The sequence below is a fragment of the Streptomyces sp. NPDC054813 genome, assembly GCF_053611365.1.
Genome location: NZ_JBSHAF010000019.1, coordinates 1 through 15,039, shown reverse-complemented (window position 1 = coordinate 15,039; position 15,039 = coordinate 1). Strand labels below are relative to the sequence as shown.

12 protein-coding genes are annotated in these 15,039 nt (G+C 71.0%); 5 read left to right on the top strand and 7 right to left on the bottom strand.

Features of this window, described 5'->3' with window-relative positions:
- Positions 1–5: 5 nt before the first annotated feature.
- The 7 genes from ACWGJB_RS32615 to mtnA form a co-directional block, all read right to left on the bottom strand.
- Entirely contained in the window at positions 6–752 is a 747-nt protein-coding gene (locus tag ACWGJB_RS32615; RefSeq protein WP_453383648.1) for a response regulator, read from the bottom strand.
- Positions 753–958: 206 nt separating this feature from the next.
- Positions 959–1,651: a ribosome hibernation-promoting factor, HPF/YfiA family gene (gene hpf, locus ACWGJB_RS32610; protein WP_453383647.1), complete on the bottom strand. Its 693-nt coding sequence runs from the start codon at positions 1,649–1,651 to the stop codon at positions 959–961.
- A gap of 316 nt (positions 1,652–1,967) precedes the next feature.
- The gene (locus tag ACWGJB_RS32605) at positions 1,968–2,852 is read right to left on the bottom strand and encodes a ComF family protein (protein ID WP_453383646.1); all 885 of its coding nucleotides are present in this window, start codon (positions 2,850–2,852) and stop codon (positions 1,968–1,970) included.
- A gap of 269 nt (positions 2,853–3,121) precedes the next feature.
- Positions 3,122–4,960, bottom strand: coding sequence for an LpqB family beta-propeller domain-containing protein (locus ACWGJB_RS32600; protein ID WP_453383645.1), 1,839 nt, complete (start codon positions 4,958–4,960; stop codon positions 3,122–3,124).
- Positions 4,950–7,007, bottom strand: coding sequence for an MtrAB system histidine kinase MtrB (gene mtrB, locus ACWGJB_RS32595; protein WP_453383644.1), 2,058 nt, complete (start codon positions 7,005–7,007; stop codon positions 4,950–4,952). Before mtrB ends, ACWGJB_RS32600 begins: the two co-directional genes overlap by 11 nt.
- A 1-nt stretch (position 7,008) precedes the next feature.
- Positions 7,009–7,698, bottom strand: coding sequence for a two-component system response regulator MtrA (gene mtrA / locus ACWGJB_RS32590; RefSeq protein ID WP_015659998.1), 690 nt, complete (start codon positions 7,696–7,698; stop codon positions 7,009–7,011).
- A 250-nt stretch (positions 7,699–7,948) separates the two neighbouring features.
- On the bottom strand, positions 7,949–9,091 hold the full coding sequence (gene mtnA / locus ACWGJB_RS32585) for an S-methyl-5-thioribose-1-phosphate isomerase (protein WP_453383794.1): 1,143 nt from the start codon (positions 9,089–9,091) through the stop codon (positions 7,949–7,951).
- A 140-nt stretch (positions 9,092–9,231) separates the two neighbouring features.
- Between mtnA and ACWGJB_RS32580 the strand changes: the two genes are divergently transcribed.
- Genes ACWGJB_RS32580 through ACWGJB_RS32560 form a run of 5 tightly spaced genes read left to right on the top strand, consistent with a single transcriptional unit; the run spans position 9,232 to position 14,890 of the window.
- A complete protein-coding gene (locus ACWGJB_RS32580) occupies positions 9,232–10,611 on the top strand; it encodes a DUF7544 domain-containing protein (protein WP_453383643.1) in 1,380 nt (459 codons plus the stop codon).
- A gap of 34 nt (positions 10,612–10,645) precedes the next feature.
- Positions 10,646–11,398 (top strand): DUF4129 domain-containing protein, encoded by a 753-nt coding sequence (locus ACWGJB_RS32575; RefSeq protein WP_453383642.1) that lies wholly within the window; start codon positions 10,646–10,648, stop codon positions 11,396–11,398.
- Positions 11,395–12,591, top strand: coding sequence for a DUF4350 domain-containing protein (locus ACWGJB_RS32570; RefSeq protein ID WP_453383641.1), 1,197 nt, complete (start codon positions 11,395–11,397; stop codon positions 12,589–12,591). The genes ACWGJB_RS32575 and ACWGJB_RS32570 overlap by 4 nt, the downstream gene beginning before the upstream one ends.
- Positions 12,591–13,580, top strand: coding sequence for an AAA family ATPase (locus tag ACWGJB_RS32565; RefSeq protein ID WP_453383793.1), 990 nt, complete (start codon positions 12,591–12,593; stop codon positions 13,578–13,580). Before ACWGJB_RS32570 ends, ACWGJB_RS32565 begins: the two co-directional genes overlap by 1 nt.
- Entirely contained in the window at positions 13,580–14,890 is a 1,311-nt protein-coding gene (locus ACWGJB_RS32560) for a DUF58 domain-containing protein (protein WP_453383640.1), read from the top strand. The genes ACWGJB_RS32565 and ACWGJB_RS32560 overlap by 1 nt, the downstream gene beginning before the upstream one ends.
- Positions 14,891–15,039: the final 149 nt, after the last annotated feature.

Below are 15,039 nucleotides of genomic sequence, written 5' to 3'. Positions count from 1 at the left end.
CGGACTCAGCGGATCTCCAGGATCTTCTCCCGCATCGCGTAGACCACCGCCTCCATCCTGGAGTGCAGCTGCAGCTTCTCCAGGATGTTGCGCACATGGTTCTTCACGGTGTTCTCGGAGATGAACAACTCCTTCGCGATATCGCGGTTGTTCATGCCCGTGGCGACGAGTTTGAGTACTTCGAGTTCTCGGTCGGTGAGCCGTGGCGCCGGCACCAGCCGGCGCTCGTCGGTGCGCTGGATCATCGACTTGAACTCGGTAAGGAGTTTCGACGCCATGGAAGGGCTGATCTGCGACTGTCCGTCGGCCACCGCGCGAATGGCCGTGGCCACCTCGTCCGTCGAGATCTCCTTGAGGAGATATCCGGTCGCGCCCGCCTTGATCGCCTCGTAGAGATCGGCCTCTTCGTCACTGATCGTCAACATGATGATCTTCGCGCTGGGCGCGACCTCCTTGATGGAGGTGCACGCCTCGATACCACCGCGTTTGGGCATCCGGACATCCATCAGCACGATGTCCGGCAGCAGGTCGGCGGCCTTGTCGACGGCCTCGGCGCCGTCACCCGCCTCCCCGACGACCTGGATGTCCTCCTCGGCGGCGAGCACGATCTCCAGACCGCGGCGGAAGAGGGCATGGTCGTCCACGACAAGGACTCTGATCGGTTCCTTGCGCGAAGTGGCCCCCGCGTCCGGGCCCAGGCCGACGACGCCGTCGTCGGCATCGTCCTGCAGCGGTCCGAAGCTGTCCGCCATCGTTCCTCCCCCTGAAGGCTGTGGCCTGTGGTGCTGTGCCATCGCCAACCCAAGGCAGCGATCCACCGGTTGGACCGTTGCGGCCATGATTCCATGCCCGGGCGACAACGCGGAGACAGAGCGGGGCGCGAAGTGGTCGCACACCGGTGCCCCCGGGGGCGCACACACGCTTCCAGGGGCACAGGCTCAGCTGCCGGGCGGGCGGGTCAGCCGCCCAGCGTGCCTCCCGCCGCCGGGGGTTGCGCCTGGGCGACCATCGGGTCCGTGCTGAGGTGGATGACGCCGTAGTCGTACGCGTGCCGCCGGTAGACGACGCTCGGCTCCTTGGTCTCGGAGTCGACGAACAGGTAGAAGTCGTGTCCGACCAGTTCCATCTCGTAGAGGGCCTGGTCGAGGCTCATCGGGGAAGCGACGTGGGTCTTCTCGCGGACGATGAGGGGGCCTTCACCCTTCACCTCCAGGGAACCGATCTTCTTGGTGGGCACACCGTCGGGCTCTTCCGCCCGGACGGGGCTGCCGTCGCCGTTGAGCGTCGCCGCGTCCGGGACGTGGTCGGGGACCTCGGCGGCCGAGATCCGCTGTGCGCCACGGCGCGAGAACCGCTTGTCGTGCTGCTTGCGCAGCCGCGCGTCCAGCTTCTCCGCCGCCAGGTCGAGTGCCGCGTACGGGTCGCTGGCCGCTGCCTCCGCCCGGATCACCGGACCGCGGGAGCGGAGCGTGATCTCCACTCGGTCGCAACGGTCGGCCTGTCGGGGGTTGGGCTCCTTGGACACCTCGACGTCGAGGCTGATCACCTTGCCGTCGAGCTTCTGGATCTTCTCCAGCTTCAGCTTCTCGGCCACGTGCTTGCGGAACCGCTCGGGCACCTCGGTCTTGCGGCCCTTGACGACGATGTCCACGCAGAACTCCGTTCCCGGAGCACTCCGCTTCACTGGCGGAGCATCTCCCTTTTTGCACCCGACTCCGGTGAACCCCGGAGCCTCGGACTCGACGACGTCACCTCCTCCTCCCCCATGGGCAAGATCTGCACCCCAGCACCGCGATGATTACGGAAAACCCGCGGCACGGCATTCGGATACGGGAGGCACGGCCTGCGGCTTTCTCCCTCACAACCGAACATATCTCGCCCGGACGGATGTCGTCACCCTCTACTGATGCGTACCTCCATTCAGGTGAATTGATCCGGTCACTACCTGCAACGATGAGCGCTCACAGTCAGTTCCGGTTCATTTCGAAAGAATCCGGTACGGCCGCGACCACAGCCGCACGGATCGGCCATGCGAGGGAGTTCCCCTCGGCCATTCCCGGTGCGTCCCGTGTCCACCTCGCTCGTTCTTCCCTCGGTCCGGCCGTCCGTTCTTCCCTTCCTTCCCAAGCCGCGCGCCGATACACAGCCGTTGTCTCCTCCTCTGCCCCTCCAGGCCCCGTCGACTCCCGTACCGCACGCGCCGCCTCCGCGAGGGTTGCGCCGGTCGTGACGAGGTCGTCGACGAGGACGACACGGCCGCCCGCGAGCAGCCGGGCGCCGCCGGCCGTCACCTCCAGTGCGCCGTCGAGGTTCACCAGCCGCTGCCGTGAGTTGAGCCCCGACTGGTCGGCCACGACCCGCCGCTGCCGCAGCACCGGGGCGACCCGGGCCGAGACCCCGGTGCGGCGCAGCTCCATGGCCGCCGCGAGGGCGATCCGGCGCACCGGATCGTGTCCCCGCGCCCGCACGGCCCACGGCGCGGAGGGCACCGGCACGAGCAGCACGGGCCCACCGGCCCGGGCACCGCCGCTCCCGTCACCGGCCCAGGCCGTCCGGCTCTCCCGGAGTCCGGCCCGTACCGCTCCCGCCAGAGCCGCGCCCAGGGCCCCGGCGAGCGCCAACGCGCCCCGTTCCTTGTGGGCGAGGAGAGCCGCCCGTACCTCGTCCGCGTAATGCGCCGCCGCGTACACCGCCGGCAGCCCGGGCGGCTTCGGCACCGGGCGCACCCGGCGCGGTACGGCCCCGTTCAGGGCGGCACGGCACTCGGCACAGAGCACCGTGCGAGGCGTACCGCAGCCTCCGCACTCGGCCGGGAGTACCAGGTCGGTGAGGTCCTGCCACCACCCCCGCATGTGCCCACTGTGCCAATGACCGGCCACACCGGCCACCCCTGTGGACAACTGCCTGTGGACAACTCCGTGCGACCCATACAACGCGTCACCCACACGGGTGAGGAGACCGGTGTTCCACCCGAGAACGGTCGCCCTGGGCACACAGCCCCCGGGCGCTCCGTACAAGGTCGTCCCGGCCGCACGGACAACGGGCGCCCCGCCCGAACAAGACGGCCGCCCCGCCGGCTCCGCGCCGGACCGGGACGGCCGGTCTCACGCCACCTCCGGGCTCAGCCCGGATAGACCGGCGCCGAACCGTCCTTGACCACCTTCTGCCACTGCGCCCCGGACGGCAGCCGGACGATCCCGTCGTCCTGCGAGTCGGCCACCAGCGGCACCCGGTCGTCCTCGGACGCGGCGATTGCCAGGACACCCGTGAGGGCCGCGGGCGCCAGCCCGTCCGGCGTGGAGCCGTCGACCTGGACGTACCGCGTCTGCTGCACGCCGCCCTGCTCGCGCCCGACCACCACGAGCCGGCTGTCCCCGGCCCAGGACATCGCGGTGACCTCCTCGGAGCCAGGAGTCGCGGAACGCAGTTCGAGGACCGAAACCTCCTGCTGGTCATCGGACTTGGTGCGCTCGATCCGCCCCACGAGCAGCGACTGCTTGCCGTCCTTCTCCACGACGAGCGCGATCCGCACCCCGTCGGCGGCGACCCGCACGTCCTTGATACGGCCGTCCAGCTCGGGGATCTGCACCGCCAGCGGCTGACCGACGCCCTGCGCCAGCATGTACAGCTGCGGCTTGGCGGGATCCCGGTCGGCCACCCACAGGTCACCGCGGGCGTCCCAGCTCGGCGCCGTCAGCCGGTCGTCCTCGGTCGCTCCGTGGCTGGTCAGCACGGCATCGCCCAGCGAACCGTCCGACGCGAGCGAGGTGACGTACAGCGACTTGGCGTCGCCGGTGACCCCGGCCGCGGTCCGCTCGTCGCGGGCGACCGCCACCGACCGCAGCGACTTGGTGCCCGCGCCGAACGGGCCCGGCACGGCGACCGCGCTGGTGCCGGTACCGCCGGTCGTCATCCGCACCAGCCGGTGCTTGCTGTCGAGGAAGTACAGGTAGTCGGGCCGCTTGGCGGACGGGCGCCAGGCGGTGGCCTCGGCCTGATCTTCGGTGACGTCGCACATCCGGCCGCCGTTGACGGACCGCAGCGCGACCGAGTCCACGGTGGGCGTCAGGCTCCGCAGCGTGAACAGCAACTGGGTCGCCATCTCGGTGCACTTGGCCGACCCGATCCGGGACGCCTTGACGTTCAGCGGCACGGTGACCTGGTTCTGGTCGTCCGGCGTCAGCCCGGACACACCCTTCTTCAGCGCCGTACCCGTCGGGAAGCTCGACCGGACCACCGGGCCGAGCCACGTGGTGGGGCCCTTGATCAGCGAACGCACCAGCTGGGTCGTCGGATCCACCGGGCTGCGGACGAACACCGGATCGGCGACCGCCACCGGCTGCCCGGTCTCTCCGGCCGAGGTGTCCGAGGCGAAGTAGTACTTGTTGACGGACGTGTAGTTGCGCTGGAAGTCGGACTTGCCCATCACGACGCCCTGCGGCAGCGCGTCGATCCGCCACTGCCCGCTCTTGGCGTCCTTCGTCAGATGCACCGTCCGCTGGTACGCCCCGGCGACAGGCGTGTACGCCTGCTGCGCGTCGACCGTGGCCACCCGGCTGCCCTGCAGCGAGTAGGTGATGCTGTCCGTGCCGTCCCGGCCGGCCGGGCGCGGGTCGGTCTGGATGCTCGGCCCGTTCGCCAGCACCGTCGCCTGCGACTCCGGCCGCCAGGTCTTCGCGGCGGCCGTGCTCAGATACTTGCGCGCCGTGTCATAGCGCGGATCGTCGCTGGTCAGAGCCTCCAGGAAGCCCTGGACGATCTCGGTGGAGGAGGCGTCCTGCTGGGGCGGCATGGCGAACACCCGCACCTGCGTGTCCTGCCGGGGCGTGGATTCGACATCCCGCAGGTCGCCGCTGTCCGGCATGGAGGCACAGCCCGCCAGCAGTACGGCCCCGCAGGCGGCGTACGCCACCGCGCGCACCGGTCCGGGCCGCGCGCTCCCCTCGCGGTCAGCGACCACGAAATGCCTCCCCTGGCTTGTTCGACTCGTCCTGCCCGCCGACGCTCCCGTCGTCCGCCGGGCCGGTCCCGGGCGTGCCCTCCTGGCGCCTCGCGCCCCCGCTGGGCCTGGGTACCACCCGCGCACCGTTGCCGGGCAGCGCGGTCGGGTCGGCGGTCGGGGCCACGGTGGCCATCCGCTGTGCCATGGAAGCGAGCGCCGCCCCCTGTCCGCCGCCGGACTGCACCGGCACGGTGGCCCGCTTGTCCTCGCCGCTCGGCAGACCGGCGTCACTGAGACCCCGGTTGCGCCGGGAATCCTTGGGCTCCAGGGGTATCGGCGAGCCCCGCAGCGGCTCGTCAGCGGTCCTCGGCAGCGTCAGCCGGAACTGCGAACCGCCGCCCGGTTCCCCCCACGCCTGCAGCCAGCCGCCGTGCAGCCGCGCGTCCTCCAGAGCGATCGACAGCCCCAGGCCCGTACCGCCGGTGGTACGCGCGCGTGCCGGGTCCGCCCGCCAGAAGCGGCTGAAGACCCGGGTCGCCTCGCCGGGCTTGAGCCCGACGCCGTAGTCGCGCACCGCGATCGCGACCGCCCCGCCCGCCGAGGCCAGCTTGACGACTACATCCTTGCCCTCGCCGTGCTCCACGGCGTTGACCACCAGGTTGCGCAGCACCCGCTCCACGCGCCGGGCGTCCGCCTCGGCGACCACGGGCTGCAGGTCGCCGAGCACACGTATGTGCGTGCCCTTGCGCTCCGCGAGCGGCACAGCCCCGCTGACCACCCGCCGTACGACCTCTCTGAGGTCTATCGGCTCGGCCTCCAGCGCCGCCGCGCCCGCGTCGAAGCGGCTGATCTCCAGCAGGTCGGCGAGGAGCGACTCGAACCGGTCCAGCTGGTCGGCGAGGAGCTCCGCGGATCGTGCGGTCACCGGGTCGAAGTCCTCGCGCGCCTCGTGGATGACGTCGGCGGCCATCCGCACGGTCGTCAACGGCGTACGCAGCTCGTGCGACACGTCCGACACGAACCGGCGCTGCATCCGCGACAGGTCCTCCAGCTGCTGGATCTTCAACTGGAGGTTCTGCGCCATCTTGTTGAAGGCCTCGCCGAGCCGCGCGATGTCGTCCTCGCCGGTGACCTTCATCCGCTCCTGGAGCCGCCCGGCGGACAGCCGCTCGGCGATCCCGGCCGCCATCCGCACCGGCGTGACGACCTGCCGCACCACCAGCCAGGCGATGGCCCCGAGCAGTACGACGACGAAGAGCCCGGCGGTCGCGAGCGTGCCCTTGACCAGACTGAGGGACTTCTCCTCCTGGGTGAGCGGGAAGAGGTAGTACAGCTCGTACGGGTCACTGTTCGGGTCGTTGACCTGCTTGCCGATGACCAGGGCGGGCTGCGACTCCTTGTCGCTGTCCTTGTAGACAATCCGCGTGTAGCTCTGCGCGGCCGTCATGCTGCTGTTGATCCGCGTGCGCAGGTCGTCGGGCACGCTGGACGTCGGGTCGACCTGGCCGGAGGCACGCGGTCCGCGCCCGCCGCCGCTGTTGTCACCCGCGGGCAGCGTCACCACGTCGAAGGCGCCCTGACCACCGCTGGAGAGGGACTCGACGAGATCACTCATCCACGGGGTGAGGTTCTGCGACTGCCGGCCGTCCGCCGACACAGCGGTGTCACCGGTGCCGGCCGCGGCCTCGTCGGCTTTCTGTTTGGCCACCGCGAAACCCCCGGTGGCCTGGCTCTGCGAGGCCTTCACCTTGGCGTCCAGCAGGCCGTTGCGCACCTGCCCGATGACGACGAATCCGAGCAGCAGAACGACGCCCAGCGACATCAGCAGGGTGGTGACGACGACCTTGAGCTGGATGTTGCGCCGCCACAGCCGCATGACCGGCAGCAACGGCCGCCGCACCCAGCGCATGAACAGCCGCAGCACCGGGCTGCCCTGGACCCCGCCCTGCAGCAGGCCGCCCTCGAAGAGCATCGCCCAGCGCGAACGGGGCCTCTTTCCGCCGACAGGCCGCTCCGGACGGTCCCCGGACCGGCCGGGGGCCGAAGCAGCACTGTCCTCGGACATGTCAGCTCGGTCCGGCCTTGTATCCGACACCACGGACGGTCACCACGATCTCCGGCCGCTCCGGGTCCTTCTCGACCTTGGAGCGCAGCCGCTGGACGTGAACGTTGACAAGACGGGTGTCCGCCGCGTGCCGGTAGCCCCAGACCTGTTCCAGGAGCACCTCACGCGTGAACACCTGCCACGGCTTGCGGGCGAGCGCGACCAGCAGGTCGAACTCCAGCGGGGTCAGCGCGATCGACTGCCCGTCCCGCTTCACCGAGTGCCCGGCCACGTCGATGACCAGGTCACCTATGGCGAGCTGCTCCGGCGCCGGCTCCTCGGACCTCCGCAGCCTGGCCCGGATCCGGGCGACCAGCTCCTTCGGCTTGAACGGCTTCACGATGTAGTCGTCCGCGCCCGACTCCAGGCCCACGACCACATCGACGGTGTCGCTCTTCGCCGTGAGCATCACGATCGGCACCCCGGACTCCGCCCTGATCAGGCGGCACACCTCGATACCGTCCCGACCGGGCAGCATCAGGTCCAGCAGCACCAGGTCGGGCTTGGTCTCACGGAAAGCGGCCAGCGCCTTGTCACCGTCGGCTACGAAAGACGGCTCAAAACCTTCACCACGCAACACAATGCCGAGCATCTCGGCCAGTGCGGTGTCGTCGTCGACGACAAGGACTCGTCCCTTCATAAACGACATCATCCCATTCTCATAACAGTGAAGGTTGCGCAGGTGACCAGGGTCACCGGCCAGTGACGATAGCCGCAGGGAGCCGTCACTGTCTGCCCCCGTCCCCCGACGTCCATGTCAGTGATGGATGTCGGCCCGTTCACACGGGCAACCGGGTGCTGGGGCTCCCCACGGATGTCACCCTCTGATGTCACGGCCCCTTCGTCTGCGAATCGCCGCAGGTCGAGGGGCCGTCACCGTCGATCGAGCCGCCATCGTCCGATTAGCTGATCGCTACCTGGCGTGACCTGGCACACAGCTCGGCAAGAGCCTCAGCCGTCACGGGCGAAACGGCGCCTTCCTCGGTGACGATCGCCGTCACCAGGTCGGGCGGCGTCACGTCGAACGCCGGGTTGTACGCCTGGGTCCCCAGAGGTGCCACCGGAATCCCGCCTCCCGCTCCCGTCACCGGCACATGCGGCGCTGTGACCTCGGTCACCTCATATCCGGGGCGCTGTTCGACCTCGATGGACGCACCGTCCGGCGTCTCCAGATCCACTGTCGTCACCGGCGCCACCACGATGAACGGCACATGGTGGTAGCGCGCGAGCACCGCGAGCGGATAGCTCCCCACCTTGTTCGCCACCGATCCGTCGGCCGCGATCCGGTCCGCCCCGATCAGCACCGCGTCCACCTCCCCCGCCGCGAACAGCGAACCTGCCGCGTTGTCGGTGAGCAAGGTGTACGCCATGCCGCTGCGAGCCGCCTCGTACGCCGTCAGGCGAGCGCCTTGCAGCAACGGACGCGTTTCGTCCACCCAGAGCCGCCGCAGCCGCCCCACGCGATGCGCCTGGAGGGCCACCGCGAACGCCGTTCCCTCACCTCCCGACACCAGCGACCCGGTGTTGCAGTGCGTCAGGATCCGGTGCCCTCCGCCCGGCAGCAACTCGTCCAACAGCGCCAGCCCGTGCCCGGCCATCCGGGCGCTGGCCTCGGCGTCCTCCCGGTGCAGCGCCCGCGCCGCAACCAGTGCCGCCACGGCCGCAGCCCCGCTGTCACCGCCCTTGGCCAGAGCCGACCGGTAGGCCGAAACGGCCCTGCCCACCCCGACGGAAAGATTCACGGCCGTCGGCCGGGCACCCGCCAGCGCCACCGCGGCCTCGTCCACGTCGAAACCCCGCACGGCGGCGAGCGCGACGCCGTACGCCCCCGCTATCCCGAGCAGCGGCGCCCCGCGCACCGCGAGCGTCCGGATCGCCTCCACCAGCGCGGACGCATCCGTGCACACCAGCTCGACCTCCTCGGCCGGCAGTCTGGTCTGGTCAAGAAGGACCACTACGGGGCCCTCGGGCGGCTCCTCCCACCGGATCACGGGCATTCCTGTCGGCCGCTTGTCCTCGCCGGTTTGCGCGTACTGATCAGCCATGCCGTCAGTCTGCCCCGTATCCGGCGGACAATTGAAGGTGCGGAGCCTGTACCGCGGCAGGTCACTGGGTGACCACCCCATGGCACGATGGCAGCCAACCTGCCACCGCGACCGCGGACGGGCACCGTGAAGGAGCTTCGATGAACGACACTCCGGGCTGGGCCTCGCCCGGATCCGCCCCGTCCGACGGGCGGGAACCCGGCGCGTCCGCCCCTGCCGACCGCCCCGTCCCCGCAGGCCCTGCCGAGCAGCCCACCGATCAGCCGGAAACGGACCCACAGGGCTCCGGCTCGAAGTGGTCCAAGGACCAGCCACCACCCGGCCAGTGGTCCGCGCCCACGGGCGCCCCGGCACCAGGCCAGGCACCGCCGCCCCCACCGCCCGGCCCCGGCTGGGGCAGCCAGCCCCCTGGCGGCGGCTACGGAGGCTACGGCGGCCCCGGTGGGCCCGGCGGTCCGGGCGGCGGCTACGGCCCGCCCGGCGGATACGGAGCCTGGGGCGGCGGCTGGGGCGGCCCCCCGCCCGCCGCCAAGCCCGGTGTGATCCCGCTGCGCCCGCTCGGCGTCGGCGAGATCCTCGACGGCGCAGTCTCCACCATGCGCACCTACTGGCGCACGGTCCTCGGCATCTCGCTGACGGTCGCCGTCGTCACCCAGGTCGCGGTGATCCTCCTCCAGGGCCTCGTCCTGAACGACACCGAGACCACCGACACCCTCAACGACCCGAGCGCCTCCTTCAGCGAGGTGTCCCGCGCCGCGGGCGAGGTCATGGCCAGCTCGGGCGCCGTCCTGCTGATCACGCTGGTCGGCACCATCATCGCGACGGCCCTGCTGACCACCGTCACCAGCCGCGCCGTGCTCGGCAAGTCCGTGACCACCCGCGAGGCCTGGCGCGACGCGCGCCCGCAGGTCGTCAAGCTGTTCGGCCTCATCGTCCTGATGGGACTCATCGCGGTCGGCATCCTGCTCGTCGGCGCACTGCCCGGCATCGTCGTCGCGATCGCCGGCGGCCCCGGCGGCGCCATCGCCGCACTGCTCGTCCTGGGCATCCTCGCGGGCGGCGTGGTCACCCTGTGGCTGATGATCCGCTTCTCCCTGGCCTCCCCCGCCCTGATGCTGGAGAAGCAGGGCATCACGAAGTCGCTGGGGCGCTCCATCAAGCTGGTCCGCGGCTCCTGGTGGCGGGTCTTCGGCATCCAGATCCTGGCGACGATCATCGCCAACATCGTCTCCTCGATCGCCGTCATCCCCTTCGCCGTTGGCGCCGCCATCCTCAGCGGCGACGGTTTCTCCGGCTTCCTCGAGAGCACCAACGCCAACGTCGGCTGGACGTTCCTCATCGTCAGCGGCATCGGCTCGGTGATCGGCTCCATGCTCACCTTCCCGATCAACGCGGGCGTCACCGTGCTCCTCTACATCGACCAGCGCATCCGCCGCGAGGCCCTCGACCTCGAACTGGCCCGCGCCGCCGGTGTCGAGAACTACGGCGCCAGCACCCCCGGCACCGTCCCGGGGAGCTGATGCGGTGAGTCCGACGGGGGGAGTTCTCACAGCGGTGCCCGCCGCCCTGCCGCGCGCCGCCGAAGAGGCCGTACACGGCCTGCTACGGGCCCGGGCCACGGCCCTGCTGTCGCTGGGCTCGGGCGACGAACCGCCCGTGACGATCCCGCGCGACCCCGCACGGGAGGCGGCACGGCATGAGCTGTCCAAGCGGATGTACCACGAGAACGACCCCGGGCTGTTCCAGCGTGCCCTGAACGCCTTCCTGGACTGGGTCGGCCGCATGCTCTCCGCCGCCGCGTCCGCGACGCCCGGGGGCACGCTGGGCCTCGTCGTCGTGGTCCTGGCAATCGTCGCCGTCCTCGGCGCCCTGTGGTGGCGCCTGGGCACCCCACGCCGCCGACCCGTTTCCGCCGCCGCCCTGTTCGACGACCGCCCCCGCAGCGCCGCCGAACACCGCGCGGCCGCCGAGGCACACGCCGCCCAGGGCCACTGGAACCAGGCCCTCCAGGAACGCATGCGCGCCGTCGTCCGCGCCCTGGAGGAACGCGCCCTGCTCGACGTCCGCCCGGGCCGCACCGCAGACGAAGCCGCCGCCGAAGCCGGCCGCGTCCTGCCCGCCCACACGGACCGGCTGCGCGCGGCCGCCCGGGACTTCGACGACGTGACGTACGGAGGCCGCAGGGCGACCCAGGCGTCGTACGAGCGCATCGCCGAACTCGACCGCGACCTGGAACGCACCAAGCCGATACTCGCCAGCAGTACCCCGAGCACGGCCCACAACACCCGCCAGGGGGCCGCCGAATGACCACCGGCGTAGCCCTTCCGCCCACCTCCACCGCGCCCACCACCCGCCAGGTGTGGACCCGGACCCGGGGCATCGTCCTCGCCGTGGTGCTCCTGCTGGCCGGTGCCGTGGCCATCGCAGTCGTCCGTTCCGACAGCAGGCACGGAGCCCTCGACCCGCGCTCCGCCGACCCCCACGGAAGCCGCGCCGTCGCCGAACTCCTCGCCGACCGGGGCGTGTCCACCCGTGTGGTCACCACCCTGGCGGAAGCCCGGGCCGCGGCCGGCCGCGACACCACCCTGCTCGTCGCCGTCCCCGACCTGCTCACGCCGGGGCAGCAGTCCCAGCTGCGGGTGTCGACCGCCGGATCGGGCGGCCGCACGATCCTGGTCGCCGCCGGCAGCACGTCCGTGGAACGGCTCGCCCCCGGCGTCACCGCCGACCCCGCCACCAGCCTGAAGTCCACGCTCGACCCCCACTGCAGCCTGGCCGAGGCCCGCCGCGCCGGCAGCGCCGACACCGGTGGCATCCGCTACACCACCACCCACCTCGACGCCGACTCGTGCTACCCCAGCCAGCGTCTGGCCACGCTGATCCGCGTCCCCGCGGTCTCCGGAGGCGGCGACACCATCGTCCTCGGCGCGCCCGACATCCTGCTCAACGACCGGCTCGACGAACAGGGCAACGCCTCGCTCGCCCTCCAACTCCTCGGCTCCCGCCACCATCTGGTCTGGTACCTCCCCTCGCTCTCCGACGCCTCGGCCACCGGCACGGGCGACCAGAAGTCCCTGTTCGACCTGCTCCCCTCCGGCTGGCTCTGGGGCACACTCCAGCTCTTCTTCGCCGCGGTCCTGGCTGCCTTCTGGCGGGCACGCCGACTCGGCCCCCTGGTAGTCGAGAAACTCCCCGTGGCGATCCGCGCCTCCGAAACCGTCGAAGGCCGCGCCCGCCTCTACCGCAAAGCCAACGCCCGCGACCGCGCGGCTGCCGCTCTTCGCTCCACCGCTCGCACCCGCCTCGCCCCCCTCGTCGGCGTCTCCGTCTCCCAGGCGGACGCTCCCGAGGCCCTGCTCCCCGCCCTTTCCGCCCACCTCCACGGCGACGGCCAGGCCCTGCACTCCCTCCTCTTCGGACCGCCGCCCGGCGATGACACGGACCTCATCGCCCTCACCGACCAACTCGACGCCCTCGAAAGAGAGGTACGCCGTCCATGATGGACCCGACCACCGACAACGCCGGGAACACCGGGAACCCGGCCGACGCCCGAGCCTCCCTGGAGGCCCTGCGCGCCGAGATCGCCAAAGCCGTGGTCGGCCAGGACCCCGCCGTGACCGGTCTCGTCGTCGCTCTCCTCTGCCGCGGACACGTGCTACTTGAAGGAGTCCCCGGAGTCGCGAAAACGTTGCTCGTGCGCGCCCTCGCCTCCGCACTCGAACTGGACACCAAACGCGTCCAGTTCACCCCCGACCTCATGCCGAGCGACATCACGGGCTCCCTCGTCTACGACACCCGCACCGCCGAGTTCTCCTTCCAGGCCGGCCCCGTCTTCACCAACCTCCTCCTCGCGGACGAGATCAACCGCACCCCTCCCAAGACCCAGTCGTCCCTCCTCGAAGCGATGGAGGAACGCCAGGTCACGGTGGACGGCACACCGCGCCCGCTCCCAGACCCGTTCCTGGTCGCCGCGACCCAGAACCCGGTCGAGTACGAGGGCACGTACCCCCTCCCTGAAGCCCAACTCGACCGCTTCCTCCTCAAACTGACGATCCCTCTCCCCTCCCGCCAGGACGAGATCGACGTCCTCACCCGCCACGCCGAGGGCTTCAACCCGCGCGACCTGCGCGCCGCCGGCGTACGCCCCGTGGCCGGCCCCGCCGACCTCGAAGCCGCCCGTGCCGCGGTCGCCAAGACGACCATCTCCCCCGAGATCACCGCCTACGTGGTGGACATCTGCCGTGCCACCCGAGAGTCGCCGTCCCTCACCCTCGGCGTCTCCCCGCGCGGCGCCACCGCACTTCTTGCCACCTCGCGCGCCTGGGCGTGGCTGACCGGCCGCGACTACGTCATCCCCGACGACGTCAAGGCCCTCGCCCTGCCCACCCTCCGCCACCGCGTCCAACTCCGCCCCGAGGCCGAGATGGAGGGCGTGACGGCCGACTCCGTCATCAACGCGATCCTCGCCCACGTCCCGGTCCCCCGCTGATGCCCCTCACCGGACGCGCCGCCCTCCTCGCGGCCATCGGATCGATCCCCATCGGCATCTGGGAACCGAGCTGGACGGGCTTCCTCGCCGTCAACGGCCCGCTCGCCCTGGCCTGCGCCTGTGACTTCACTCTGGCTGCTCCGGTACGGCGCCTCGTGCTATCCCGCTCCGGCGACACGTCCGCGCGCCTCGGCGAGACCGCCGACATCGCCCTCACCGTGACCAACCCGTCCGGACGCACCCTCCGGGCCCGCCTCAGGGACGGCTGGCCGCCGAGCAGTTGGCAGCCCGGCACGGAGATCGACGCTTCACGCCACCACCTCACCGTCCCACCGGGCGAACGCCGACACGTGACGACCCGCCTGCGCCCCACCCGCCGTGGCGACCGCGAGGCAGACCGCGTCACGATCCGCTCCTACGGCCCCCTGGGTCTGTTCTCCCGCCAGGGCGGCCACAAAGTGCCCTGGACCGTACGGGTTCTGCCCCCGTTCACCAGCCGCAAGCACCTGCCGTCGAAACTCGCCCGATTGCGTGAACTCGACGGCCGCACCAGCGTCCTGACCCGCGGCGAAGGCACGGAATTCGACAGCCTGCGCGAGTACGTTCCCGGCGACGACACCCGTTCCATCGACTGGCGAGCCACGGCCCGGCAGTCTGCGGTCGCCGTACGCACCTGGCGTCCCGAACGTGACCGGCACATCCTCCTGGTCCTCGACACCGGCCGCACCTCCGCCGGCCGCGTCGGCGACGCCCCACGCCTGGACGCCTCGATGGACGCGGCACTCCTCCTCGGCGCTCTCGCCTCCCGCGCGGGCGACCGCGTGAATCTGCTCGCCTACGACCGCCGGGTCCGTGCCCTCGTCCAGGGCCGTGCCGCAGGCGATGTCCTCCCGTCCCTGGTCAACGCGATGGCCATGCTGGAGCCGGAGCTCGTCGAAACGGACGCGCGCGGACTCACGGCCACGGCGCTCCGTACGGCTCCACGCCGTTCCCTGATCGTCCTTCTGACGACGCTCGACGCGGCACCGGTCGAACAGGGTCTGCTTCCCGTGCTCTCCCAACTGACCCAACGCCATACGGTGCTGCTCGCTTCTGTGGCCGACCCGCATATCGCCCGAATGGCGACGGCACGCGGAAACGCCGACGCGGTGTACGAGGCGGCGGCAGCAGCACAGGCGCAGAGCGAACGGCACCGCACGGCGGAGCAACTCCGTCGGCACGGTGTGACGGTTGTGGACGCGACGCCTGAAGATCTCGCTCCCGCACTGGCCGACGCGTACCTGGCCTTGAAAGCGGCGGGCCGGCTCTGAAACTCGGTGGCAGGCTCCCTGTGGGCCTGCCAATTCCCCCGCGAATACAAAAACGCCCGTAAACGCAGAAAGGCCCACGCCATAACGGCGTGGGCCTTTCTCAAAATTTGTTCGGCGGTGTCCTACTCTCCCACAGGGTCCCCCCTGCA

Excerpts from the sequence above, each read along its gene's own strand:
- mtrA (WP_015659998.1), bottom strand. The coding sequence starts at position 7,698 with ATGATGTCGTTTATGAAGGGACGAGTCCTTGTCGTCGACGACGACACC.
- ACWGJB_RS32560 (WP_453383640.1), top strand. The coding sequence starts at position 13,580 with ATGCCCCTCACCGGACGCGCCGCCCTCCTCGCGGCCATCGGATCGATC.
- ACWGJB_RS32580 (WP_453383643.1), top strand. The coding sequence starts at position 9,232 with ATGAACGACACTCCGGGCTGGGCCTCGCCCGGATCCGCCCCGTCCGAC.
- ACWGJB_RS32615 (WP_453383648.1), bottom strand. The coding sequence starts at position 752 with ATGGCGGACAGCTTCGGACCGCTGCAGGACGATGCCGACGACGGCGTC.
- ACWGJB_RS32570 (WP_453383641.1), top strand. The coding sequence starts at position 11,395 with ATGACCACCGGCGTAGCCCTTCCGCCCACCTCCACCGCGCCCACCACC.
- ACWGJB_RS32605 (WP_453383646.1), bottom strand. The coding sequence starts at position 2,852 with ATGCGGGGGTGGTGGCAGGACCTCACCGACCTGGTACTCCCGGCCGAG.
- mtrB (WP_453383644.1), bottom strand. The coding sequence starts at position 7,007 with ATGTCCGAGGACAGTGCTGCTTCGGCCCCCGGCCGGTCCGGGGACCGT.
- mtnA (WP_453383794.1), bottom strand. The coding sequence starts at position 9,091 with ATGGCTGATCAGTACGCGCAAACCGGCGAGGACAAGCGGCCGACAGGA.
- ACWGJB_RS32565 (WP_453383793.1), top strand. The coding sequence starts at position 12,591 with ATGGACCCGACCACCGACAACGCCGGGAACACCGGGAACCCGGCCGAC.